The organism is Nibrella saemangeumensis, assembly GCF_039541915.1.
Lineage (GTDB): Bacteria > Bacteroidota > Bacteroidia > Cytophagales > Spirosomataceae > Nibrella > Nibrella saemangeumensis.
On record NZ_BAABHD010000022.1, the window covers coordinates 163,700 to 187,942 of the forward strand.

21 protein-coding genes are annotated in these 24,243 nt (G+C 52.8%); 13 read left to right on the top strand and 8 right to left on the bottom strand.

The window, feature by feature from the left end:
* The first annotated feature begins 60 nt into the window (after positions 1-60).
* Positions 61-2,010: a heparinase II/III domain-containing protein gene (locus tag ABD949_RS08650; RefSeq protein ID WP_345242566.1), complete on the top strand. Its 1,950-nt coding sequence runs from the start codon at positions 61-63 to the stop codon at positions 2,008-2,010.
* Positions 2,011-2,130: 120 nt separating this feature from the next.
* On the opposite strand, the gene ABD949_RS08655 is transcribed toward ABD949_RS08650, so the two are convergent.
* Together ABD949_RS08655 and ABD949_RS08660 are read right to left on the bottom strand one after the other, a co-directional pair.
* Entirely contained in the window at positions 2,131-3,309 is a 1,179-nt protein-coding gene (locus ABD949_RS08655; RefSeq protein WP_345242567.1) for an App1 family protein phosphatidate phosphatase, read from the bottom strand.
* 4 nt (positions 3,310-3,313) lie between these two features.
* The gene (locus ABD949_RS08660; RefSeq protein ID WP_345242569.1) at positions 3,314-3,895 is read right to left on the bottom strand and encodes a TIGR04282 family arsenosugar biosynthesis glycosyltransferase; all 582 of its coding nucleotides are present in this window, start codon (positions 3,893-3,895) and stop codon (positions 3,314-3,316) included.
* Between the two features lie 66 nt (positions 3,896-3,961).
* Between ABD949_RS08660 and ABD949_RS08665 the strand changes: the two genes are divergently transcribed.
* The 6 genes from ABD949_RS08665 to ABD949_RS08690 all read left to right on the top strand — a co-directional run bounded on the left by ABD949_RS08665 (position 3,962) and on the right by ABD949_RS08690 (position 8,807).
* The gene (locus tag ABD949_RS08665; RefSeq protein WP_345242571.1) at positions 3,962-4,339 is read left to right on the top strand and encodes a Rid family detoxifying hydrolase; all 378 of its coding nucleotides are present in this window, start codon (positions 3,962-3,964) and stop codon (positions 4,337-4,339) included.
* Between the two features lie 22 nt (positions 4,340-4,361).
* Positions 4,362-5,912, top strand: a complete 1,551-nt coding sequence (gene gltX / locus ABD949_RS08670) for a glutamate--tRNA ligase (protein ID WP_345242573.1) — start codon at positions 4,362-4,364, stop codon at positions 5,910-5,912.
* A gap of 183 nt (positions 5,913-6,095) precedes the next feature.
* A complete protein-coding gene (locus tag ABD949_RS08675; RefSeq protein WP_345242575.1) occupies positions 6,096-6,392 on the top strand; it encodes a hypothetical protein in 297 nt (98 codons plus the stop codon).
* A 50-nt stretch (positions 6,393-6,442) separates the two neighbouring features.
* Entirely contained in the window at positions 6,443-7,222 is a 780-nt protein-coding gene (locus tag ABD949_RS08680) for a TIGR00266 family protein (RefSeq protein WP_345242576.1), read from the top strand.
* Positions 7,223-7,364: 142 nt separating this feature from the next.
* Positions 7,365-7,952 carry a gliding motility lipoprotein GldD gene (gldD, locus tag ABD949_RS08685; protein ID WP_345242577.1) on the top strand — a complete coding sequence of 196 codons (588 nt, stop codon included), beginning with the start codon at positions 7,365-7,367 and terminating at the stop codon, positions 7,950-7,952.
* Between the two features lie 171 nt (positions 7,953-8,123).
* Positions 8,124-8,807 (top strand): hypothetical protein, encoded by a 684-nt coding sequence (locus ABD949_RS08690; protein WP_345242578.1) that lies wholly within the window; start codon positions 8,124-8,126, stop codon positions 8,805-8,807.
* An 83-nt stretch (positions 8,808-8,890) separates the two neighbouring features.
* Here ABD949_RS08690 and ABD949_RS08695 read toward each other — a convergent pair whose 3' ends face one another.
* Entirely contained in the window at positions 8,891-9,652 is a 762-nt protein-coding gene (locus tag ABD949_RS08695; RefSeq protein WP_345242579.1) for a DUF2490 domain-containing protein, read from the bottom strand.
* A gap of 123 nt (positions 9,653-9,775) precedes the next feature.
* On the opposite strand from ABD949_RS08695, the gene ABD949_RS08700 reads away from it, so the two are divergent.
* Genes ABD949_RS08700 through ABD949_RS08715 form a run of 4 tightly spaced genes read left to right on the top strand, consistent with a single transcriptional unit; the run spans position 9,776 to position 17,336 of the window.
* On the top strand, positions 9,776-12,667 hold the full coding sequence (locus ABD949_RS08700) for a TonB-dependent receptor (RefSeq protein ID WP_345242580.1): 2,892 nt from the start codon (positions 9,776-9,778) through the stop codon (positions 12,665-12,667).
* Positions 12,667-14,316, top strand: a complete 1,650-nt coding sequence (locus tag ABD949_RS08705) for a glycoside hydrolase family 13 protein (protein ID WP_345242581.1) — start codon at positions 12,667-12,669, stop codon at positions 14,314-14,316. Before ABD949_RS08700 ends, ABD949_RS08705 begins: the two co-directional genes overlap by 1 nt.
* Positions 14,317-14,318: 2 nt before the next feature.
* A complete protein-coding gene (locus ABD949_RS08710; RefSeq protein WP_345242582.1) occupies positions 14,319-15,488 on the top strand; it encodes an LLM class flavin-dependent oxidoreductase in 1,170 nt (389 codons plus the stop codon).
* Positions 15,489-15,500: 12 nt separating this feature from the next.
* A complete protein-coding gene (locus tag ABD949_RS08715) occupies positions 15,501-17,336 on the top strand; it encodes an SLC5 family protein (RefSeq protein WP_345242583.1) in 1,836 nt (611 codons plus the stop codon).
* A gap of 17 nt (positions 17,337-17,353) precedes the next feature.
* On the opposite strand, the gene ABD949_RS08720 is transcribed toward ABD949_RS08715, so the two are convergent.
* Positions 17,354-17,767 carry a pPIWI_RE_Z domain-containing protein gene (locus tag ABD949_RS08720; protein ID WP_345242584.1) on the bottom strand — a complete coding sequence of 138 codons (414 nt, stop codon included), beginning with the start codon at positions 17,765-17,767 and terminating at the stop codon, positions 17,354-17,356.
* A gap of 291 nt (positions 17,768-18,058) precedes the next feature.
* Complete coding sequence (locus ABD949_RS08725) at positions 18,059-18,649, bottom strand: leucine-rich repeat domain-containing protein (protein WP_345242585.1); 591 nt, start codon at positions 18,647-18,649, stop codon at positions 18,059-18,061.
* 176 nt (positions 18,650-18,825) lie between these two features.
* On the opposite strand from ABD949_RS08725, the gene ABD949_RS08730 reads away from it, so the two are divergent.
* Both ABD949_RS08730 and ABD949_RS08735 read left to right on the top strand, forming a co-directional pair.
* Positions 18,826-19,059, top strand: coding sequence for a DUF433 domain-containing protein (locus ABD949_RS08730; protein ID WP_345242587.1), 234 nt, complete (start codon positions 18,826-18,828; stop codon positions 19,057-19,059).
* Positions 19,056-19,451, top strand: coding sequence for a hypothetical protein (locus ABD949_RS08735; protein WP_345242588.1), 396 nt, complete (start codon positions 19,056-19,058; stop codon positions 19,449-19,451). Before ABD949_RS08730 ends, ABD949_RS08735 begins: the two co-directional genes overlap by 4 nt.
* Here the strand turns inward: ABD949_RS08735 and ABD949_RS08740 are convergent.
* From ABD949_RS08740 to ABD949_RS08750, 3 genes are all read right to left on the bottom strand, one after another.
* Complete coding sequence (locus ABD949_RS08740) at positions 19,448-20,674, bottom strand: IS256 family transposase (RefSeq protein WP_345242589.1); 1,227 nt, start codon at positions 20,672-20,674, stop codon at positions 19,448-19,450. The genes ABD949_RS08735 and ABD949_RS08740 overlap by 4 nt on opposite strands.
* Before the next feature lie 156 nt (positions 20,675-20,830).
* Positions 20,831-21,670 carry a hypothetical protein gene (locus tag ABD949_RS08745; RefSeq protein ID WP_345242591.1) on the bottom strand — a complete coding sequence of 280 codons (840 nt, stop codon included), beginning with the start codon at positions 21,668-21,670 and terminating at the stop codon, positions 20,831-20,833.
* A 24-nt stretch (positions 21,671-21,694) separates the two neighbouring features.
* Complete coding sequence (locus tag ABD949_RS08750; protein WP_345242593.1) at positions 21,695-24,055, bottom strand: Eco57I restriction-modification methylase domain-containing protein; 2,361 nt, start codon at positions 24,053-24,055, stop codon at positions 21,695-21,697.
* Positions 24,056-24,243 lie beyond the last annotated feature (188 nt).

Genomic DNA, 24,243 nt, shown 5'->3' on the forward strand with positions numbered 1-24,243 from the left:
GCCAGCGAGTAATATTAGTAATAGCTCAGCTTTTTCTGGTATATACCTAATCCTTTACCCATGAAAAAGTTAACTTTTCTACTATTCACGCTGCTCGTGTGTAATCAGCTGGTTGCCCAGAAGCAGGACCTGCTCAGCGGCCGGTATGCTAAAGAGGAACTAGCGAAAGTCTTAATTCTTCAGGGCGAGTGGGCTCCGTTTCCGAAGCGGGACGACCGGGCCGGCTGGGCCAAAGCCGACCAGGCGATGATGAAAGCATTCGTGCAAAAGGCCGAGTCGTACCTGGATTATGAATGGCCACATATTCCCGCTACCAAATCGCTGCTGATCGAGCGTACCGGCGATCGCGACGAGTACCAGACGGTCAGCTTTAAAAAGCGGGATGTCCTGGGCACCATGCTGCTGGCCGAAATCTACGAGAACAAAGGCCGTTTCATTGATCCCATCATCAACGGCGTGTGGTCGATCTGCGAAGAATCGTTCTGGGGTGTGCCGGCACACCTGCCTAAAACCAAAGACTATGCAGGTCTGATGGATGTGTCCAGACCGTTTGTGGACCTGTTCGCGGCCGAAACGGCAACGTATCTGGCGTGGGTCGATTACTATCTTGGGGACAAACTGGACGCGGTATCTCCGCAAATCCGGAAGCGCATTTATAATGAAACCAACAACCGCATTTTTCAGCCCCTGATGAATCAGCCCCACGGCTGGATGGCATCGACCGCCAACGGGCGCCGGCCGAACAACTGGAATCCCTGGATCTGCTCCAACTGGATCAATGCCGTTCTGCTGCTGGAGCCTGATACCCAGAAGCGGGCAGCCTCGGTCCACAAAGCGCTCACCGTGCTGGATAACTTCCTGAATCCGCACCCGCTCGATGGTGGCTGCGACGAAGGCCCCAGCTACTGGGGTGCCGCAGCCGCTTCGCTGTACGACAACATCTCCCTGCTCAACCTCGCCAGCAAAGATGCCTTTCAGTATGTTTATCAGGACGAGAAGGTAAAGAACATGGGTAAGTTCATCTACCGGGCCCAGATTGGCGAGCAGTACTTTCTGAACTTCGCCGATGCCGATCCGCAGCCGAAAATGTCGGCCAACATGATCTACCGCTTCGGCAAAGCCATCAATGATCCGGATATGATGAAGTTCGGGGCCTACTACCGGGAGCCGGAAGATGGCTCTATCGGCCGCTTCCATTACTTCCGCAACTTTTTCTCCCTATTCATGCAGGATGAATACCGGGCCGCCGAAAAAGCACTGCCGTTGCCGAAAGACGTGTGGTTACCTGACCTGCAGGTATTTGCCGCCCGCGATCAGGCCGGCACTACCAAAGGCTTTTATGTAGCCGCCAAAGGTGGCAATAATGATGAAAGCCACAACCACAATGACATCGGTAACTACGTAGTCTATTACGACGGGCAACCGCTGCTGATCGATGTGGGCCGGGGTACCTATACCCGCAAGACCTTCAGTGATAAGCGATACGACATCTGGTACAACCGCTCCGACTACCACAACGTGCCGACCATCAATGGCAAAACGCAACTCCCCGGCGGTGAGTACAAAGCCGAAAAAGTGGTTTACAAGAGTGGAGATGCTTTCGCGCAGTTTGCGGTAGATATTGCCAAATCATACCCGGCTGATGCAGGCGTAACGAGCTGGCAGCGTAACATTCGCCTGAACCGGGGCAAAAACGTACAGGTCGAGGACCTCATCAGCCTGAAAAAAGCGGATGCCCTAACCCAGCACCTGATGACTAGCTACCCGGCGGAGGTAAAAACACCTGGTGAACTGATTATTCATTACGCCCCGAAAGGCGGCACCGCTAAAGATTTCGTGGTAAAGTACGATCCGAAACGAATGCAGGCGTCGGTGGAGAAAATCAAACTGGAGGCTATGGAGGATAAAGGCATCCTTACGAAATGGGGCGATAACATCTACCGGATCAACTTCCAGGTCATTGCGCCGAAGACGACGGATAAATTCAACTTCATCATTGCCTCCCGGTAAACTTGGACAGTACACGTGCGAAGTACCAGTATGATAATCATGCTGGTACTTTTCTTATGAGCTTACAACGGCCCTATCATAATGTTGATCGCGCTGGGGTTGGTGGATAAGGCTGCCCTACTATTCGCCTAAATCTGTCGGTGCACCTTTATCGGATGATGTTCCTTGGATATCGGCTCTGCGCTCGGCCCGGATTTCGGGTATGGCATCGGAGTCAATTAAGCCAAGCCCGGCAGCATGTTCGGCGGCTCCTACGGTATCCGGTACCAGCAACATGGGTACATTATGGCTTTCCATTTCCCGAATAAGGGCCTGCACATCCGTATCCCGAATGTCGTGCGATACATCGCGGAGATAAACGGCCATGATACGGCCAGGATTCTCGCGAACTACCTGGGCGTAAATTTCCGGGTCTTTCTGACCACTATCACCAATCAGTACGAACGGGAGTTGTGGATTGACGGAAAGCACCCGGCGAATTTGCTCCAGCTTATGGGCTTCGTGCGAGCTTTTGAAGAACTGCTCACGGGTCATGCCCAGATCCCGAAGCAGGATAGGCCCTTTGGGGATACCCTGTATCCGAAAGAAATCGATGAGCAGGTCGTAGAGATTCCAGGGACTACTGGATACGAAATAAATTGGATTAAAGAGCGTGGTGACGGGGCCGCTTTGCAGCGCCCGGTAAAAAGCGGCTACACCAGCAAACGGTAACCGGGTATACGCATTCCCCATAAATGTCAACTGGGCCGCCTGCAGCAGACTGGTGGCACCCGTAACCAGCACCGTATCATCAATGTCGGAAATGACCCCAAACTTGCTGAACTCCGGCGAAATCATCAGATGCCCATCAATGCTGACTTCAGTACCGTCGGAGGGCTGGGTAATATCAAGTAACGTATACCGGACGGGGAACCAGGCCCGGCCCGGCGGTAACGAATCAGGCGGAGTGATGGTGATCTCAAAATAACCTTCTTCATCCGTAACGGTCGTGTAACTTGCGCCGAAGGTATCGATCTTAACCGTTACACCGGGTACCTCATCGCTTTCGAAGCGCTGGTAGGTCGCCAGCATGTTGTTCCAGACCGATTCGTTGTCGCTGGGTGTACTCATATCCTGCTTTCGCTGCCGCAGCACCCGGCCCTTGAGCCACACGGCCGTAGGGCTACCAAACCCCCGGTAGTACACAATCTGGAACGGTTTGTTCTTGTGCAGGCGGTTGAATAAACGACCTTTCAGCCGGTCGAAATGTTCTTCTACATTAACCGCCGTATTAAGCAGCGCTTGTTTCCAGGTAGCCATATTGTTAGATATACCGCAGGTAATCCTCCCACTCGTCTATGTCCGTCAATTCCTCTAATAACGCATAGGGCACCCCCTTTTGTTGGAGATCTTTTAGGGTAAGGTTCAATAGGTCGGGCTGGCTCCAGGGTTTGTTTTCAAAGAGGAATGGATGTAACTGCTTCATACCCAACAAATAATAGCCGCCATCGGAGGTTGGGCCAATCACCACATCGGCGCTATCGAGGGCCCGAAAGGCTTTTTTTAGGTGTTCGGCGCGGAGGTCAAGGCAGTCACTACCGATGATCAGTACGCGCTGGGCTCCGGCTTTAAACCGCTCGCGGAAGGCATTTAGCATACGTTCGCCAAGATCGGTGCCCTGCTGGAGTTGTTTTTCGTAGCTATTCCATCCGTCATTGGGATTCACAAAGTCAGCGTAATAAACTGTACGGTGCCAGGGCAGCATCCGGGTTAAAGACTGGGTGTACGCAATCAAGTGGCGGTAAACCTCGGCGGCTTTGTCGTTACCGACGGTGCGGGCAATACGGGTCTTAACGGTGCCAGGTATCGGGTTCTTTACGAAGATGATTAACTGTTCGACTGCCATGCGACGGTTTTGATTGCTAACTTGCGGCCAAATTAGTGTACAATAGACGGTTTAAGCACATTGTTTATGAAACAGGTCATTTATACAAAACAGGCACCAGCGCCCATTGGTCCTTACAGTCAGGCAGTCAAGAGTAACGGCTTCCTGTTTGTGTCAGGCCAGGTAGCCATTGATGTAGCCGCGTCAGGTGATATCCAGGCCGAAACCCGCCAGGTAATGGAAAATATCGGGGCGATTCTCCAGGCCGCCGGTATGGATTACAGCAACATCGTTAAAGCCAGCATTTTCGTCAAGGACCTCAATAATTTCGGTACTATCAATGACGTGTACGGTAGCTTCTTCACCAGTGAACACGGAGAGCCGTACCATCCCGCCCGCGAAACCGTAGAAGTTGCCCGATTGCCGAAAGATGTGAACGTAGAGATTTCGGTAATTGCTTGTTGAACCTGAAACTACTTAAAAGCCTATGAATTCTGGTTCAGACCTGGTCCGCGTCCGTTTTGCGCCGAGCCCCACGGGGCCGCTGCATATTGGCGGGGTACGGACGGCATTATATAATTACCTGTTTGCCCGGAAGCATGGCGGTCAGATGCTGCTGCGGATTGAAGATACCGACCAGAACCGCTTTGTGCCCGGTGCCGAAGAGTACATCCTGGAAGCCTTACAGTGGGTAGGTATCCAGATCGACGAGGGCATGGGCGTGGGTGGCCCGGATGCCCCCTACCGGCAGTCGGAACGGAAAGACATCTACAGCAAGGAAGCCCAGCGGCTCGTGGAGGAAGGTAAAGCATACTACGCCTTCGACACGCCCGAAGAACTGGACGAGATGCGGAAGCGGCTCGAAGCGGCCAACGCACCGGCGGCTCAGTACAACGCCATTACGCGGATGCAGATGAAGAATTCGCTGACGCTGAAGCCGGAGGAAGTACAGGCCCGGGTAGATGCCGGTGAACCCTACGTCATTCGCTTAAAAACCCCGCGCAAAGAAGAGGTTCGGTTCAACGACCTCATCCGGGGCTGGGTCAATGTACATTCATCGGCCATTGACGATAAGGTTTTGCTGAAGTCGGATGGTCTGCCGACGTACCACCTGGCCAATGTGGTCGACGACCACCTGATGCGCATCACGCATGTGATCCGGGGTGAAGAGTGGCTGCCTTCGGCACCGCTGCACGTGCTGCTGTACCGCTACCTCGGCTGGGAAGATACCATGCCGAAATTTGCCCATTTGCCGCTGCTGCTGAAACCTGAAGGTAATGGTAAACTCAGCAAGCGCGATGCCGAAATGGGCGGTTTTCCCGTGTTTCCTCTGGAATGGAGAGACCCCTTTTCGGGCGTTGTTGCCCGGGGCTTCCGGGAAGACGGCTACCTGCCCGAAGCAGTCATCAACTTTCTGGCGCTGCTGGGCTGGAACCCTGGCACCGAGCAGGAACTGTTTACCATGGATGAACTGATTCAGTCGTTCAGCCTGGATCACATCCACAAAGCCGGAGCGCGGTTCGACATTCAGAAGGCCAACTGGTTCAACCACCAATACCTGCGCCAGCGCCCGAACGAAGAACTGGCTCCCGTTCTCCAGAAACAGGCTACCGAACAGGGGCTGGATTGCTCCCTTGAAAAAGCCACCAAAATAGTTGGCCTGCTGAAAGAGCGGGTAAACTTTGCCCATGAGATGTTTGGCGAAGCGGGTACGTTCTTCTATAGCCCTGAGCAGTACGATGAAGCTGTAGCGGCTACAAAATGGAACGAAGACGCCGTTCGGGCCGTCACCGTATTCCGGGAGGCTTTGCAGGGGTACGAGGGTCAGTTTGCCGCCGACTCGATTAAGCACCTCTTATCGGATGCGCTGCAACAGGCGGGTATTAAGCAGGGTAAGGTCATGCAGGCCATGCGGCTGGCGCTGACCGGCTCGGGAGCCGGCCCTGACCTGATGATAACCATGGAAATTGTCGGAAAGGAGGAAGTAATGAATCGGTTGAACCTGGCCTTGCAGCGGCTGAAAGCACCGGTTAGTTAAGCCTTTCAGCCGTTTACACAAATACCGTTGTCCGGCAGGCAGGTGTTTAGTACCTTCATCCTGTTGGGCGTTGAGTGTCCGGTGTTGCTCATGTAGTGGGTAATGCCGGACAAGTTTTTTGCCCCTCTCTCTAACTCTGTGGCGGCTTCGCGGTTGTAGGGATAGATAAAAACAGCATCAGTCATGAGCAAGAAAAAAGCCAACCCTGACGAAAACGATAAGCCCAAAGTACACAAAGAACTGGAAGGTTTCGATATTCAGATTAACTCATTTGGTGAAATAACGACGAGTTTCGAAATTGACAAGATCAACCAGTTTCTCAACAAAACAGTTGATGACAAGAAGCTCCGGCACCGGAAAGACATTGTCGGCCGCGATGATGCCGGCGAAAACCAGGAAGACGAAGCAGCTACCGAAAGCGAAGAGGAAGAAGAGAACTTCGACGACGAAATTGACGATGTAAACTTTAAAGACGAGTAACCCTTCAATCATTCTAACATTCAATCATTCAATAAGTCAAGTTACCCACCATGAATTCACACGAAATCGACTACCGTATTATCGGGGAGGATATCCAGATTGTCGAAATTGAACTGGACCCCAACGAAACCGTCATTGCCGAGGCTGGTTCCATGCTCTTCATGGAGGACGGGATTATGTTTGAAACCAAAATGGGCGACGGTTCTCAGCCAACTCAGGGATTTTTGGGTAAACTGATGCAGGCCGGCTCCCGGCTGATCACCGGCGAGTCACTGTTTATGACCCACTTTACCAACCGGGGGCACGGCAAGCGGAAAGTAGCTTTTGCGGCTCCGTATCCCGGTACCGTGATGCCCATTAATCTGGCCAATATCTACGGTAACCAGCTTATTGTGCAGCGCGACGGCTTTCTGTGTGCCGCACTTGGCACCCGTCTGAGTATTCACTTCAACCAGCGCATCGGCTCCGGTCTGTTCGGGGGGGAAGGCTTTATCCTGCAAAAAATTCAGGGCGACGGTATGGCCTTCGTACACGCCGGTGGTGTAGTGATTGAGCGGCAGCTGAACAACGAAACCCTGCGGGTTGATACCGGCTGTGTCGTTGCGTTTGAACCCAGCATCAGCTTTGATATTCAACGGTCGGGCGGCCTGCGCAGCATGGTGTTCGGGGGCGAAGGTCTCTTCCTGGCAACCTTACGCGGCACCGGCCGAATCTGGATACAATCGATGCCGATCTCGAAACTGGTGCAGCGGTTGTCGGTCGGCGGTGGACAGGCCAACAAGGAAGGCGGCTCTATCCTGGGTGGATTGGGAAATATGTTTGAAGACTAGCAAAGGGCATGGGGCAGGGAGCGTGGAGCAGAGGGTAAGAGTCTTCACCCCACGCTCCCTGCCCCATGCCCTTTGCTAATTAACGCACGTTTTGGCTTACTTTTTCGTTTCCATAGAAATACTTAAGTAAACGGATATAGTTGTGACCAAACAGCTTTTTGTTTTTTTACTCTTCTCAGTGACGGCGGCCTGCAGCCAGAAAAATAAGGACAATTACGTACCCAAGCCGAAAGGTTACCCCCGGATTGACCTGCCGGAACACGCTTACCAAACGCTGCCTCCGGTTCATCCCTATCAGTTTGAGTTTTCCCGATACGCCAGAATACTGCCCGATACGTTTGCCCGGTCGGAGCCACACTGGATTTTTGTGCATTACCCTAAATACCAGGCCAGCGTCCAGCTCACCTACAAGCCGGTACGCAACGACCCAGGCCGCCTGAAGGCAATGCTCGAAGACTCGTATAAGCTGGCGGCCAAGCATAACATTAAAGCATACGCCATTGAAGAGCGCGTTATGAAGACGCCTTCCGGGCTTACGGCTAACCTGATCGAATTGTCTGGTGAAGTTCCCAGCCAGTTCCAGTTTATCACCACCGACACCACCACCCATTTCCTGCGCGGGGCCTTGTACTTCAATACCGCCACCGCCAACGACTCGCTGGCTCCGGTCATTGAGTACATCAAGCAGGACATGGTGCACATGCTGAACACCCTGAAGTGGCGCCAGTAAACCGGTTTACAAAACCGTTCTACTTACCCCTAACCACCTGATATTTATCCAGAGTACGGTTTGCAGAAGTGGTGTGTTTTTGGTATATTTACTTCTCTTTTTCATCAAACAACCATGCTAGTGATTGCCGGAAAACGGCCTCTATCAGGCAGTGACCGGCTACCTTACGCTATGAAACGAGCGCGATATAATCCGAGCCAACTCCAGATCGACTTTCTGGCCGCTTACCGGCGGATGCTGGTTAGCCTGGGCAGTTCTGAAAACCTGCCTCAAAACGAAGCGATGTTCGTGCGTCTAACGGATCAGTGGGAGAGTACCCGCGTGATTCCGGCCGATCTGCTGTTTACCAAAAGTCCGGTGGAGGCTGTGGTGTATCGGATGCAGAAAGCTGATGAGCGCCTGCGGTTCCCGGCGGAACTGGTTGCCGGCGAATTGCGCGGGGAACAGGGCCTGACCGGCTTCTCGGCCATGTTCCGGGAGCAGGGCTGGGTTATTCTGCCCGCCGAGCTATCGGGTATGTACAAAAACCTGTTTCTGAATATCCTGACGGCCTCTATTGGTCTCGACCATTTATATACCTCCTGTGCCGAACTACTAGCGGAAGCCGAGCGGGTGGCGCTGGCATCGCTGCTGCCGGAAGAGGAAGTACGGAGTTTCTTCGGGGCCCGGCTGTCGAAGTTTCCGGATAGCTTCCGCAGCGAAGTGTCCAGCTACTTTAACCTGCCGTTTGAATACGTGCTGAAGCGGGCCAACCATATCGGTGCCGTGTCGGAGCAGGTATTGCAGGACGCTAAAACGAGCAAGCCGGTACGCTCAGATAATCTTCGTCGCCCGCAGAGTAGTCGGGCCGCGTAGGCCGGGCCGCCTAAGTTTGCAGGTATAAGGTTTTCATTAAAAAAGGTCACCCAACGCTGGGCGACCTTTTTTGCTATAGCGCTTTAATTAACCGGATCGGTAGGCTGCCGGAAGTCCAGGTTATGGAACAGGAACAACCGGATCGTGTGATTGTCGGTAAAGACATTGCCGGCCGGTTGCTGCACAAATACATTCATGTAGCCGATCTGTGCCAGAAATGATTTGGTGAAGGGGTACGCCAGACCCACAAACAAACGATTTTGGTCGAAGTAATTGTAATTGATCTGCTTGCCGGCATTAATGTGTAGTTCGTCCTGCACAACAAAATTGGGGATACCGGGCTGGAGCCGATCTCCCTTCAGCGGTACCTGAACCGTCAGGTTGTACCGAAACCGGTAGTTAAACCGGTACCCTTCGCCTAGCTCGTTGCCATTCATTCGGCGGTTAAAACGCTCCTCCAGCCGTAGCCATTGATTCGTATGTAATTTCCCAAAACGCCCAAGCCAGTTAATCTGCTGCCAGGGCCGGTGTTCCGGCCGCACAGCAACGCCATCGGTCTGCGGAAAATGCAGGACATACGCATAACCGGCTGTAAGGCGAACCTGGTCGGACAGGTAATAGGTGATACCCGGCCGATAGATCTGCGTAGACCAGCGGTCGATGAAATCACCCGTTCGGCGGGCATGTACATCGAGCCACAGGCCCCAGCGATTAGACAGACGGGTTTGATTGAAATACGCGAGCCAAAGCTGTTGCTGAGGATTAACAATCTTTACGGGTGTAGTTTGAGCCTGAACCTGGATGGAAAATAAAAGGGTGAAACTAAGCAGCAGGATTTTTTTCATGCGGGTGTGAGAAGGTTTGTTTCTGCGAATCGTCTTGAACTTTCCCCATAAATTCTTAGACAAAGTCATTACTGCGTCACTAGAAAAATCTAATATTGTATGTCACTTCAAATAACCCGCCCTATGACTAAAACTACTCTAAAATGTTATTTTCTGACCTTGCTTCTGGTAGTGTGTACTGCAGCCGGTTGGGCGCAGTCAATTACTTTATCCGGGACTATTACCGATGCCGCTACTAACCAGCCGTTACCGGGTGTGAACATAACCATTAAAGGCCGTGCGGTCGGTACGGCCACCAACCGCGACGGCCGTTTTTCGCTACAAACGAACCAGGCACTGCCGCTTACGCTGGTGGCTACGTATGTTGGCTACGGTCGACAGGAGGTAACGGTGAGCAATTCGGGCAATCCCATCAATTTCACGCTGCGGGAGGAGTCGCTGCTGGCGGATGAGGTTGTGGTATCGGCCAGCCGGGTAGAGGAAAGCCTGACCAAAGCCTCGGTTACGGTGGAAAAACTGGGCCCCCGGCAATTCCAGCAGTCTCCGGCCGCCACGCCCTACGATGCGCTGCAGAACCTGAAAGGCGTTGACCTGCTCACCCAGAGCCTGACGTTCAAATCGGTAAACATCCGGGGTTTTGGGGCGAACAACAATAACCGCTTTGTGCAGTGGACCGACGGCATGGACAACCGTTCGCCCGGTCTGGGTTTTGGTTTCGGTAACGTAGCGGGTATCTCTGATCTGGACATCGAGAGTATCGAAATCATTCCCGGAGCGTCATCGGCGCTCTACGGTCCCGATGCTTTGCAGGGCCTGATGCTCACCCGCAGCAAAAATCCGTTCGAATACCAGGGCCTGAGCGCTCAGGTCAAAGTAGGAGTAAACAATGTGGGTAAAGAAGGATTCGGCCCTAAGCCCTATACCGACCTGGCCATCCGTTACGCCAAGCAGTTGGGCGAGCGGTTTGCGTTTAAAGTCAACTTTCAGCGGCTTGACGGCACCGATTTTATCGCTGACGATTACAGTGACCGCTCCCACCGCGACCGGGCCGGCTTTTTTACGACCGACGCCAGCCGCGGTAATGTGGCTACGGGCATCAACTTCCAGCCCAACAGCAATCCGAATACCAACCTGCAGTACGATGGTGTGAATATCTACGGCGACGACTTCAATACTGCCGGTGCTTTCCGCTACCCAGCCAATCATCCCAACGCAGCCCTGGCCGGTCAGCTCGTGACCCGGACTGGTTACACCGAACTGGACATCTTAGGAAATAACGGTAAGGTATTTAATACCCGAGCCAATGCGTCGTTGTATTACAAGCTGACAGAGAAAATTCAGGCTACCGTGGGTTGGTACTACGGCAACGGTAACTTCATCCGCACGGCTGGTTTCCGCGAGTACTTCCCGGACTATAACCGCCACCAGATCAAAGCCGAGATCAGTAGTGACAACTTCTTTGTGCGGGCGTATACAACGCAACAGACAGGCGAAGGCTGGAACATCGGTCAGACGGCGCAGGCCATCAACAACGCCTGGAAACCAATTGCGCAATGGTCTGCCGATTTTGCGGCCGGCTACTCGGAGTCCGGTGGAGTTTTTAACCAGGTCGATGCTGCCCGCAACCGGGCCGATCAGGGTCGCTACCTGCCGGGTTCGTCTGATTTCAACCGGGTGAAGGACCTGGTAACCGGTACCTGGAATAACGTGGCGATTCCGAGCCTGGGCCGCAACGGTACGCGTTTCCGCGACAACTCCAGCATGTGGCATTACGAAGGGATGTACAACTTCAAAAACCTGACGAATGTAGTTGAACTGATTGCTGGAGCCAGCTACCGTCATTACGGTCTGGAGTCGGGTGGAACACTATTCCCGCGCAAAAACCTGGGCAATGGTCAGTTTGAGGAATACACCATCGACGAATACGGCGCTTATGTGCAGGCCTCCAAAGAAGTAAAACTGGCGTCGCTGATTACCCTGAAACCTACGGTGGCGGTTCGCTACGACAAGAACGAGTATTTCAAAGGCGGTTTTACACCCAGAGCCTCGGCCGTGCTGAGCGTCGGGCCGCACAACTTCCGGGGTTCGTGGCAGAGCGCTTTCCGGAACCCGTCGCCGAACCAGTTGCTGTCGATGCCCCCCGCCGGGCAGGGTGGCGAAGTGGGTGGATCACCGATGGCCTACGAAGCGACCGGCCTGAACACCAACCCGGCGTACCTGGTGGCCGATGCGCAGGCGTTTGTAGCCAATACCATTACCCAGCAGCAGTTGCAGGAGCGGGTGTTCCGCCCCGGCGAGTTTACGACGGAGAAGATCAAGACGTGGGAAGTGGGCTACAAGACCCTGCTGAACAACCGGCTGTTTATTGATGCCTTCCTGTACCGCAGCGTCTACACCGACTTTATTGCGGCTCAGAACGCATGGCAGCCCAATAGCGGGCAGGTAGCCGATTTCCGGACGAATGCTTTCCGGGCGTTGCAGGTCAACTTCAACAACTTCAACGAGATTTTCGTGAATGGCTGGGGCGTAGGTGCCGATTATGTGCTGGGTAGAGGCTACAGCCTGAGCGGCAACTACGCCCGGCAGGTAGGCCTGATTACCCTGCGCGATGCCCGCGGCAATGTGATTAAAGACCGCGCCGGTAACGACGTGGTGAAGCGCCGGATGAGCAATCCGGAGGTCGCGCAACTGGGCCGTAACTTCTTCATCTCACCGGAAAATCGGTATAACATCACCCTGAGCAATCCCCGCGTGACACCCATGCTGGGCTTTGCCGTAACGTACCGCTGGACGGATAAGATGTGGGTTGAGCAGGGCACCACGGCCGGCGACATCTGGCTACCCGCCTGGAACACCCTCGATGCCCAGGTCTCCTACCGCCTGCCGGCCATTAAATCAATCCTGAAAGTAGGCGGCTCCAACATCCTGAACCAGTACTACGCCCAGGGCTATGGCCTCGCCCGCATCGGCGGCCTGTATTACGTGTCATTGACGTTTGATGAGTTAATGCGGTGATGCACTGGAAAGAAGCCATTATCTATCAGATCTACCCCCGCAGTTTTAATGATGCCGATGGCGACGGCGTGGGTGATCTGATGGGGATTATTCAGAAGCTGGACTACCTGCACGATTTGGGGGTAGATATTCTCTGGCTGAGTCCCATTTTCCAGTCGCCCAACGCGGATAACGGCTACGATATTTCGGATTATCAGGCCATTCAGCCGGCGTTTGGCAAGATGGATGATTTTGATGAACTGCTGGAAGGTGTTCACCGGCGGGGGATGAAGCTGATCCTGGATCTGGTGGTCAACCACAGTTCCGATGAGCATTCGTGGTTTCAGCAGTCGCGTCAATCAAAAGAAAACCCATACCGGGATTATTACATCTGGCGGGCACCGAAGGATGGACGTGAACCGAACAACTGGCTTTCGTTCTTCTCCGGCCCTGCCTGGGAATATGATGATGTTACAGGCGAGTATTACCTGCACCTATTTGCCAGGAAGCAGCCGGACCTGAACTGGGAGAATCCAAAACTGCGGCAGGAGGTGTACCGGATGATGCAGTTCTGGCTGAATCGGGGTGTTGACGGCTTTCGGATGGATGTCATTCCGTTTTTGTCCAAAGACCCGGCGTTTCCGGATTATCCGACGGACCGCTACGGTGACCTTACTTTGTACGCCAATGGCCCCCGCATCCACGAGTTTCTGCAGGAAATGAACCGGGACGTACTCAGCCGCTACGACTGCGTCAGTATCGGTGAGGGCTTCGGCGTAACGGCGGATATTGCGAATCTGTACGTCGGTAGTGGCCGGAACGAGCTGGACATGATCTACCACTTCGACCATGCCGTGCCCCGCGATGAGATCAATTTTGTTGAACCCCGTGCGGAGTTTCCCCTGCCCGAACTCAAAGCCGTTTTCGACCGCTGGGATGCCGCCATTGACGACATCGGCTGGCAGAATACCTATTTCGGTAATCACGACAATCCAAGGGTTGTTTCCCGTTTCGGCGACACGGAGCGGTATCACTGCGAGTCGGCAACCATGCTGGCAACGGTACTGCTCACGCTGCGGGGTACACCGACTATTTACCAGGGCGACGAGATCGGAATGACCAACTGCCTGTTTAATAGCATTGATGAGTTTGACGATGTGCAGGTGCGTAATGCCTATGAGGCTTTGGTGGCATCTGGCCGCTATCCGGCGGAGCAGTTCATGGCTGCCGCAAACCGCATCGCCCGCGACCACGCCCGGACGCCGATGCAATGGTTTGATAGCCAGAACGCGGGTTTCACGGCGGCAAAGGTTATCCCCTGGCTGAAAGTGAATCCGAACTACTCAACGATCAATGTGGCCGCCCAGCAAGTCGCCCCGGATTCTGTGCTGAACTATCACAAAAATCTAATTCGCTGGCGGAAGAAGACGCCGGCGATGGTCTACGGCACCTACCGGGATCTGCTACCCGACCATCCGGCGCTGTATGCCTTTGAGCGACATTTAAACGAAGCGCGTTTTCTGATTATCGCCAACTTTTCCGCCGAAAATACCGAACTTGCTATACCGGAAACGCTCGTGTGGGAGATCGCCATGAGCAATTACCCCGCTCCGGAGATCGACAACAAAACCATATTACGGCCTTTCGAGGCCAGAATTTATCAATACTGAGTATGCTGAAGAACATCACACCCGTCACGATACGTACTGAACAACGATTAGCGGAGATTGCCTGGTTTTGCGACCTCTGCGGGGGCGATACCGAATTTCTGGGTCAACTGGACCCCGAACGGCGTAGCAATTGGGAGCATTGCAGCGACATCCTGCTCACCGCCGACCGGCTGGGCTTTCACAACATCCTGCTGCCGACCTCCTACGTGGTAGGGCAGGAGCCGATTGCGTTTGCCTCGGCCATTGCGCCCATGACCCAAAACATCAGCCTACTCGTGGCTATCCGTACCGGTGAATTCCACCCGCCGATGCTGGCCCGCGCTATTGCCACGCTGGACCATATGCTGGAGGGGCGTCTGACGGTCAATATTATCAACTCCGAACTACCCGGCTACAAAGAAAGCCCCGAACTGCGCTACAAGCGCTGCGCCGAAACTATTCAGATCCTGAAGCAAAGCTGGACCCAAGACCGCATCGAGTTCGACGGAGAGGTGTACGGCAAACTGAGTCTGTCGACAGACCCGGTGAAGCCGTATCAGCAAAACGGTGGTCCCCTGCTGTACTTTGGCGGTATTGCCGACGGTGCCAAGGAAGTGTGCGCTGAGCATTGCGACGTGTTTTTGATGTGGCCCGAAACGGAAGAATCCCTCTACGCCACCATGCTGGATGTTTCTGCCCGCGCGGCTAAATACAATCGTACCATCGACTTCGGTCTGCGTATTCACGTAGTCGTGCGCGAGACCGAGGAAGAAGCCCGTGCCTGGACCCGCCGGATGATGTCTAAATTTGATGAGCAGCAGGCGGCCTCGCTGAAACACCGCACCCAGGACTCCCGCTCGCTGGGCGTACTGCGGCAGGATGAACTGCGCCAGACCGCCGACGATGACGGCTTCATTGAACCCATCCTGTGGACCGGTATCGGCCGCGCCCGTTCGGGTTGCGGTGGCGCTTTAGTCGGCACACCGGAGCAGATTATCGCGCAGATGAACCGCTACATGGATATGGGCATCCGCGCCTTCATCCTGTCCGGCTACCCGCTTATCGAAGAATCCGAATACTTCGGCAAACTCGTCCTCCCGCACCTCCCCAACGTCCGCCTGGGCGACGTCCAGGGCCGCCGGCCCACCACCACGCCCGCTACGCCGTTAACCTACGGCCAGCTAACCTACTAATCTGCTTAAGCCGTGCTTAGCCAACTCCAGACGATTGACATTGTTGTTCTCATCCTGATGCTGCTCATTATGCCGACAGCCGGGGTGATTGTGGCCCTCCGCAAAAAGAACGCGGAGCAGTATTTTCTGGCGGGTCGTTCCATTCGGTGGTGGACGGTGGCCGGGTCGGTGTTTGGGACCAACATTAGTTCGTTTCACCTGATCGGCATGCTCGGCATCGGGTATTCCATTGGCTTTGTGCAGGCGCATTATGAGGTCGTTTTTCCGGCCGTGCTGCTGCTGTGCTTCGTCTTCCTGGCGTCATACCGGCGGTTGGAGTTGTTTACCCTCTCGCAGTACCTGGAGGTGCGGTACAATGAGGCTGCGCGGCTGATTTATACCATTCTGCTGGTGCTGATTATTCTGGTGCAGCTGGTGGGCGCTTTTTACGTCGGCAGCATTACCCTGCAGTGGCTGTTTGGCGGCTCCGATTTTGCCATTTCGTACGAAGTCGGTCTGCTGCTGATTGGTCTGGTCACGTGCAGCTACACCATCTGGGGGGGTATGGAATCCATCGTGATTACCGATACCATTCAGACGCTGATGATGCTGGCGGCTGGTATTACGGTTGCCTACTTCACATTCTCCCAACCGGAGATTGGCGGTTTTTCAGGGCTGTTGTCGCTTGATGCGTCCATGCCGCGTGAGGCTCAGAGGATGCACCTGTACCTGCCGGCGTCGCACCCCAACTTGCCGTGGACGGGTATCTTCACGGGGCTAATGCTTCAGCACTGCTTCAACTTCACCACCAATCAGTTTCTGGTGCAGCGCGTACTGGCGGCCAGCAGCGACGATGATGCCCGCAAAGGCATTATCGCCAGCGGCTTTCTGAAGCTGATGATTCCGTTCTTCTCCATCTCGGCGGGCGTAGCTGCGTATTACCTGTTCCGCAGCCGCTTTGCTGACATGGATTTCAACTCCGATGGAGCCTTCCTGAAACTGGTCGAGACGGTAATACCCTCTGGTGTCGGTCTTACGGGTATGATCCTGGCCGGTCTCACAGCCGCCACCTTCTCCTCCGTCGATTCCATGATGAATGCCGCCACGACACTGCTGACGCTGGATGTGTACAAAAAGTACATTACCCCGGAAGCCAACGACCGGCAGATTGTGCGTTTTGGTCGGCTGAGCATTATAGCCATGGTTTTTGCCTCTATCGCCATTGCGTTGTGGACCTATACGCCCGACCGCTCCAATAACTTCTTCCTGAAGGTATCGGCGCAGTTGTCCTACTTTACCCCCGGCATTATGGTCGCGTTCTTTATTGGCGTGCTGTGGAAGCGGGCCAGCGCCCAGGCGGCCGTAGCTGCCATGGTTCTGGCACCGCTGTATGGCCTGTTGGCTGAGTGGATTTACAATAATGGACTATCGCAGATTCCCGCCATAGCTGCCACTTTTGGGGAAACGCTCAACTTCATGCACCGGGTCTTTATCACCTTTGTACTGAGTTCACTTACCCTGATTGGACTAAGCCTGACTATTTACCCTAATACTAATTTTGAAGGCTTCAACAAACTACAGGTAGACATTAATGCCGGTGAGTTATTCCGCGCCGTTGGGCTGTTTCTACTGGTGCAGGCGGTATTTATCGGCATCATCTTTGGGCTGGATGTATCGCCGAAACAGGTCGCGGTTTGGGCGGCCCTAGCTACGCTGAGCTTATTCCTGCTCACTAACCGCAACGCCCGAACCCAACCTGAACCGACGCAACCAGTGCGGGCGGGCATCGGTCAGGTTTGGATCGACAATCACTTCTGGGCCGGTCTGCTCACGGCTGCTTCGGTTTGGATGTTGTACTATTTTGCCTGAATATTACCAGATCAAATTTACGCCAGCACCTGCCGCAACGTAACAATGCGGTTCCAGGCGAAGCCCACCGTCTGCGGATTGAACCGGCTGCGGTCGCGGCTGATGTCGAACGCCCGGACCGGGTTGGAGGCCGTTGCGTAGCGTTCCAGCAGGTCATGCCAGACGGCGTGGTGGCGGCAGTGGCTCAGCAAGTCCCGGCCGCGCTTGAGGTACCGGCGCTGGCGGGGCGTCAGCATAGACAAAATCATGTCACTACCGTTAAGTAAATCGGGTAAGGCAGTCGGTGGGGCTGTTGGCAGAAACTCTGCCAGCAGGAACAGGCCCAGTTCGACATCGAATAACTGTTTTGCCGACAACCGTCTGGTCAGACCGGATGAACAAAGCGACAGGGCGGCAGAAGTCGGGGCAGGTTGGCGGTGTAAAGCGTTCATGAGTATTGTTGTTTACTGTTCGTTGAGACAAAGTAAACCGGCCATGAACGTAACCTTTTTACGTTGGGCTTTTCTGTAAAAAATTATTTGCGCAAAAGAATAGACTCGACAACTCGTAGGATTACTTCGACGACAGTACACAACTGGTCTGGTACATGGCCCCTAAACGACAAAAGATTTTTGCATACGCTTCCCCAGACGAATCCAAAGCCTACAAAGGCCAGGACGTTCCCGTGGTGCCGGAGTTTCAATTTGTAGTGGCGGAACTGTTTGCGTGAACGTAGCCGCTGTTTACCGGTGCAACCCCCACCGCCGGGCCTCCCGGCGAAGTTCCCGAGCGGTTTCGTAGTCTTTCTGCATCAGTAGTTTATACTCCACGGAATCAGCCGCAATCAGGCGTTCTTTGTAGGTGTTGATAAACGGCATGTCCCAGAAACCGTCGGGCCACTGCCGGATCGGATTATCACGTACATCCAGGCAAACCAGCGAGGTTAACCGGCTAAACCGACGCGGTAACGCCCTAAGTTGGTTTCGTCTCAGGTACAGCCGCTCCAGCCGGGGCAGGTTGCAGAGCGAATCGGGTAACTCCGTAAGCTGCTGACCGGTGAGGTCCAGTTCAACCAGATTGGTCAGCTCGCTGATGCGGTCGGGCAGGAGGCTGATGGTTTTGCGGTACATGGCATTTTGCAACGCAGTAGCCGGCGGACCAAGTGAAAAAAAGCGTAGCACCGTCACCTGTGGATAGTCGAATACCTCTTCCGGAAATTTCGTTAGGTCGAGCAGGCTTAGGTTGATGGTGGTCGAAAGGCCGGAGCGGATATGCCACAGGCGGTCGTCCAGCGTCTCGTCCTGATCCTCCTCATCGTCGTAGAAATAGTACATAAGCCATTGTTGTTTACTGCTATAAGATACAAAAAAGTGGTGGATTGCCGAGGCTTTTGCGAGGTTTAACGGGGCCAATCTATAGGTTTTGCGTAATTTTGGCAGACTTAAAGGCTGTTTTGAATTCCTAATAGGCTTTGTGAAATGAAATAGTTTCTCATTAAATTTTGTCAACAATGAAAACAGACCTGATTACTATAGATCCTGAAACGTCGGGCGGAGTACCACTTTTCGCAGGAAGTCGTGTGCCGTTAGCCAACTTGTTTGATTACCTGAACAGCGGCACGAAAACGTTGCAGGACTTCTGCGAAGATTACCCAACCGTTGACCCGCAGCAGCTTCGGGAGTTTTTGTTGCTAGTGAAGAAGACATTCTCGAATCCAGACAATATCCGGCAGTTAGACGCATGAAACTCCTGCTGGACGAAAATTTACCACTCTCATTACGTCATGAATTCGAGTTGCCTATCGAAGTTATAACGGTCCAGTACATGCAGTGGAAAGGCCGCAAGAATGGTGAATTGCTAGGTTTAATGGCAATGAGTGGCTTTGATGGCATAATTACAGCCGACCAGCGAATGTACACGGATGAGGTAGTTCGTCGCTTCAATTTACATTTCTGTCTGCTTCGTTCCAGAGACACACAGTTAGAAACGCTGCTGCCATTGGTGCGACAGATGAATACGTTTCTAATCCAAGAGCATGACCAACTTATGCAGGCTCGCACGTCCCGGATTATCAGCACTGATGGACTTGCCGATGAGGAGGAAGTGCTTGCTGAACTGTGTCAGTCTGCGGGTTAGTCGAAGCGGTGGGGTTTGATACGTTCTTCAAAGATAATACTGAACTGGTTAATCACCTCCTTCCAGTTGTAGGTTGTTGTTTCCCATTTTACCTGTAAATTTTGGATCGTTAGGTACACCAGCTTCTGTAAGGCCACGTCGGAACTAAAGGCTCCTTTCGTTTTGGTTACTTTGCGCAACTGACGATGATAGCCTTCCACTGTATTGGTGGTATACATCACTTTACGAATAGCGGCTGGATACTCGAAGAATGGCGAGAGTAACTCCCACTTTTCCAGCCAGGGCTGCACGGCCTTAGGATAGCTATGGCCCCACTTTTCCTGCACCAATAACAGGTTCTCCATGCCTTGCTCCCGATCTGGTGCCTGGTAGACCCCTTTGAGGTCTTTAGCAAAGTCTTTCAACAGCTTATCGGGCACAAAGCGGAAACTGTTGCGTAGCTGATGCACAATACAAAGCTGCACGGTAGCGGCCGGAAAGACACTGTTGATAGCCGTATCAAAGCCTTTTAGCCCATCTACGCACGTAATCAACAGATCCTCTACTCCCCTTTGTTTCAAATCACTCAGCACCGATAGCCAGAATTTAGCCGACTCACTCTCAGCAGTGTAAATGCCTAAAACCTGCTTCTTGCCCGACAAACTTAAGCCGATCACACTGTACAACACCCGTGTCACCACTTTACCCTCCTGGCGTACCTTGTAGTAGATTCCATCCAGCCACACCAGCGTATACAGACTCTCCAAAGGCCGGTTCTGCCATTCCCGCATGGCCGGAATGACCTTATCGGTAATAGCGGTTAACTCACTGTCAGAGAGCGTGTAGCCATACATCTCCAGCAGGTGCTGACTGATGTCGGCGTAGCTGTTGCCCACGCTGTAGAGCGAAAGTACCTTCTGCTCTAATTGGGGTGTCAGTACTACCTGCCGCTTAGGCACTAGCTGAGGCTGATAGCTGCCCGTTCGGTCACGGGGTGTTTGTAAATCAAGCAGGCCCGCGCTGCTTTTGACCCGCTTGGTAGTTTTGCCATTGCGCCGGTTTTGCTCGCTTACCCGGCTCTGGAGTAGGTGGTTATCCATTTCCCCTTCTAAGGCTGATTCCAGAAAGTGCTTTAGCAGGGGCGCAAATAGACCGTCTTCGCCGGTCAGGGGCTTACCTTCGTAGAGACCTTTAATGGCGGCCTGCTTGAAGGCCTCAAAGTCGAAGTTGTTGTGGTCAGTCATAATGGTGAATTTAAAGAGTTTTTTCTTTCCCTTCTATTCACCCGCAGACCTGACACAGTTCAGCGAGCAGTCTCGATGAGGAGCTTACTGCCGGAGTGTATCTGGTCTGGCTGGGAAATTAAAACAGTATAAATCTATATTTGGGGTAAGACAGAATTAAAGGGTTTCTATAGCCTCGTCAATTCTAACTACTTCTCGCAGCAACTCATCTATCTGCTTAAGCTCTTCCACCAGCAGTTGATTCCGAATTTCGCTGCGAACTTTGCCGACGTTATAGTCCTGATTTGCCAGGTCTCTATCGCGGATGAACTCCTCTACTCTAGCCGCGCAGGCTTGGCCCAGATGTGCTAACCGGACATGTGCCTCTTCATCGGCTTTAAACTGTGGTAAGGGAACATCTAATATCTTTTTCGAGACATCTCTGGCCCCAAACAAACCCCGCGACTGAAAAGGCTTCATTAAATCATTGGCAGAGTTTGCATTCAGAAACGCTGTCAGATAATAGGCTTCCAGCTCTGAGTCAGTGTAGAATACATAAGCCGCCTTGTCTATAATATATTCCAAATCAAGAGTGCCTCGTTTGTGGACAAACGCATTCGCGTCTTTTGCCGAAGCCGAGTAAAGAACCGCAAATTGCTTGTTCAAATCTTGCTCGGTTAACTTATGTTGCCAGTTAAGGTACTCAATACTCGTAACGTTAGAATTGTTCTCTGTTCGGTATTTAGCCCAAACAGTCTCAACCTCTTTAAACCAACGGGCTGTATCTATGTGGCCCAACAGCTGAATGTCTTTATGGTCAAGTAATTTTAACCGTTTTTGTGGCTTCCCTTCTGAGGTCATTACGTTCAGTATCTGAATAGGTAGCAGAACAAGCGGTAATGCGAATTGAGCAAACGGAACCATGTTACGGGCCATTGCCGTTCGGAACAGGAAGTCTGAATGCACTCGCCCGGACAGCTTCACACTCCTTCCACGGCATTTTGGCGTCTTTGTCATTAGCGTCGTCGGAACGCACCGCAATTACCCTGTCATGCCAGTCCGGTGGCGTAACCCCTTCCGTGCGAACAAAGTAGAAATTACGCGGAAACATAGTGGCTCCATTCCGAAAATGCTCCTTATAAAAGTTGTTTTTTGTGCTTGATAAAAGTTGTTTTTTGTGCTTGCACCACTGCTTAAAACCTGGTTCGTTAATGCCGAGGTGTTTTGCTGCCGGGCCAGATACCAGCGTACCGGAACCGAACTAAGTCTGTCCGCAACTTCGGTAAGCGTTGCATTATGTTTGCGGATGTTTCCGCTGAATACCTGTCCGGTTATACCTTCGGCCGGGATGCCTTTGGCTACATTGGCCTGCCGGGCAAACAGAACACACGAGGGTATGTTGAATAGCGGTTTTACATCTTTCAGGTCCCAAACATCCGTGAGCCGAAAGCCCTTTGCTGAACCGGAGCGGGTATTGTCGTGCTGAGCAGCCGACAGAAAACTGCGCGGTACCACAAAAGCCAGCTTTCCGCCCTCCCGGAGCAGGTAACTTGTCACATGGCTCATAAAAATGGCGGCTATTTCGAGTTGCGGCATGAGCGCTTTCTTCTCAGGAATGAGGTCATAGCGTGTCGCCAACGTTTTCAGGAGTTGCTGGTACTCAGCGTTTCGTATACTATTATACGTAAACCAGGGTGGATTACCTACCACGTAATCAAACCGCTTACGCAGGAAAAACGGCTTGTAACTGTTCTGCAAAATAAACTTCCAGATGCTGTCCCGGCCTTCTTCTTTTGCCCGTTTCAGCGCCAGATAAATATCATAGAACTTACCCACCAGCGTATCTGGTACAGTTGGATGGTCGCTGCGGACGGCATTCACCAACGCTTTAACGGGCACAGGCGCTTCGCCAACGGTATCGGTTGCTAATGCGTCGGCTACCGATACGGCGTTGTCGAAGAGCGTAGGGTTATCAAATGTACCAGTAGGCAGATAATATTTTCGGTCGTCGATAGTGACACCAAACTCTTCGCCAAACAAGTTAACGGCTGCCAGTTGAAGGGTAACCAGGCTATTGGCCAGGTAAACACGCAGATAAATTGGCCGGCGGGCATGCCGAACCGGCTCACCTAAGGCCAATAGCAGGGTAGTTTTGGCTATTTGCACCGACAACGGGTGAATATCAATGCCGGCTATCTGGCCGGCCAGTTCTTCCGGTGTCAGGTCAGGATGTAGTTGGCGCAGCCGGTTTACACTAGCCAGCAGGAAAGAGCCGGAACCACAGGACGGGTCCAAAATTTGCGCGTTCCGTTCAAACTGAAAATGCTCAGCTACCTTTTCGCACAGCCAGTCAGGCGTATAGTACTCTCCGAGCGCGTGCCGGGTTTCCAGGTCGATAAGGTGCTGATAAACACCCTTTAGAATATCAGACTGAACATCCCGAAAGTCATATTCCGAAATTTTGTCCGCAATTTTCAAAAAGAACCGGCGCAGTCGTGGGAAGTATTTGTCAATGGTTACCCATTGGTAGAAATCCTGTTCGACAAAGTTTTCGACGTTGAATTGAGAGAAGATGGAGCCGTCGAGTGCCTTACGCATTTCGGTGGCGTCAATGTGCGTATCGCGGCTCAGCACCTCATACGCAATCAGTTTAGAAAACACACTCAGGTAGGTGTGTACTAAAAACACCTCGCTTGATGCGTTGAAGCTCCCATAAGCGATACTCATAAACCGGCTCCACTCCCGGTATGCCGTCTGAATTTCCGGGTCTATGCTAATGTCCTCGTAGACGAGCTTCATGCCGGCAAACACCTCCATAAACAATGAAGAGCTGTCGCCGAAATCAATCAGAATGGTGTCCAGCGTTGGTTTCTGCTTACTGGAGCGGAATAGGTAGCGGTCAATAAAGGTGAAAAACTCGTCGGCGTTGGTATCGGTCAGCGTAAAGCTGTCAACCACCCGCAGGTAGACATCATCCGCAGTTATCTTTGCTTTGTTCAGGTAACTTTCCGGCTTTGGGCCGTAGATGTTCCAGCGAATACAGTCGGTAGCAATCAAGTAAAAGTCGAACTGCGAACTGGTATTGTAATTACCAGCAAAATATTCTTTGAGCTGGTATTCGGCGTGTTCGCGTTTAGAAGCGTTTTTTATGTCATTCTCGAACTCGATAATTACCTGCCGAAACTGGGTGTCGGCCCGGCCAGTTTTGGTCCGGTCTCCTTTCGGAATGTTAAAGATAGCCTGCTCGGCACCCGATGCCATTTGTTTGACAATGGATATGGCAGTTGGATCATGCCGGAACAGTTCGTGAAGTAATGAATAGAAATGTAGTTTTTTCGCTTCCTCAGTATTAGCCTGCTTAATCTGACTGAAGTAATGTTGAATAAGGGCCTGATTGTTCATGAAGGTGGACTAGGTATTCACCTGACAATATACGGCCCTCAGTAGTGATATGCCATCACCGGCCCAAATATTCTCCGCTGGTGGTGCTAGGCTTTTTCTGTCGGACTACTTCGTTCGCAAGGTCTCTGAGGAGATGAGACAGCTCCAGCAACAACGGCCTATGAGCCAGACCGAGCTTGACAAATTTC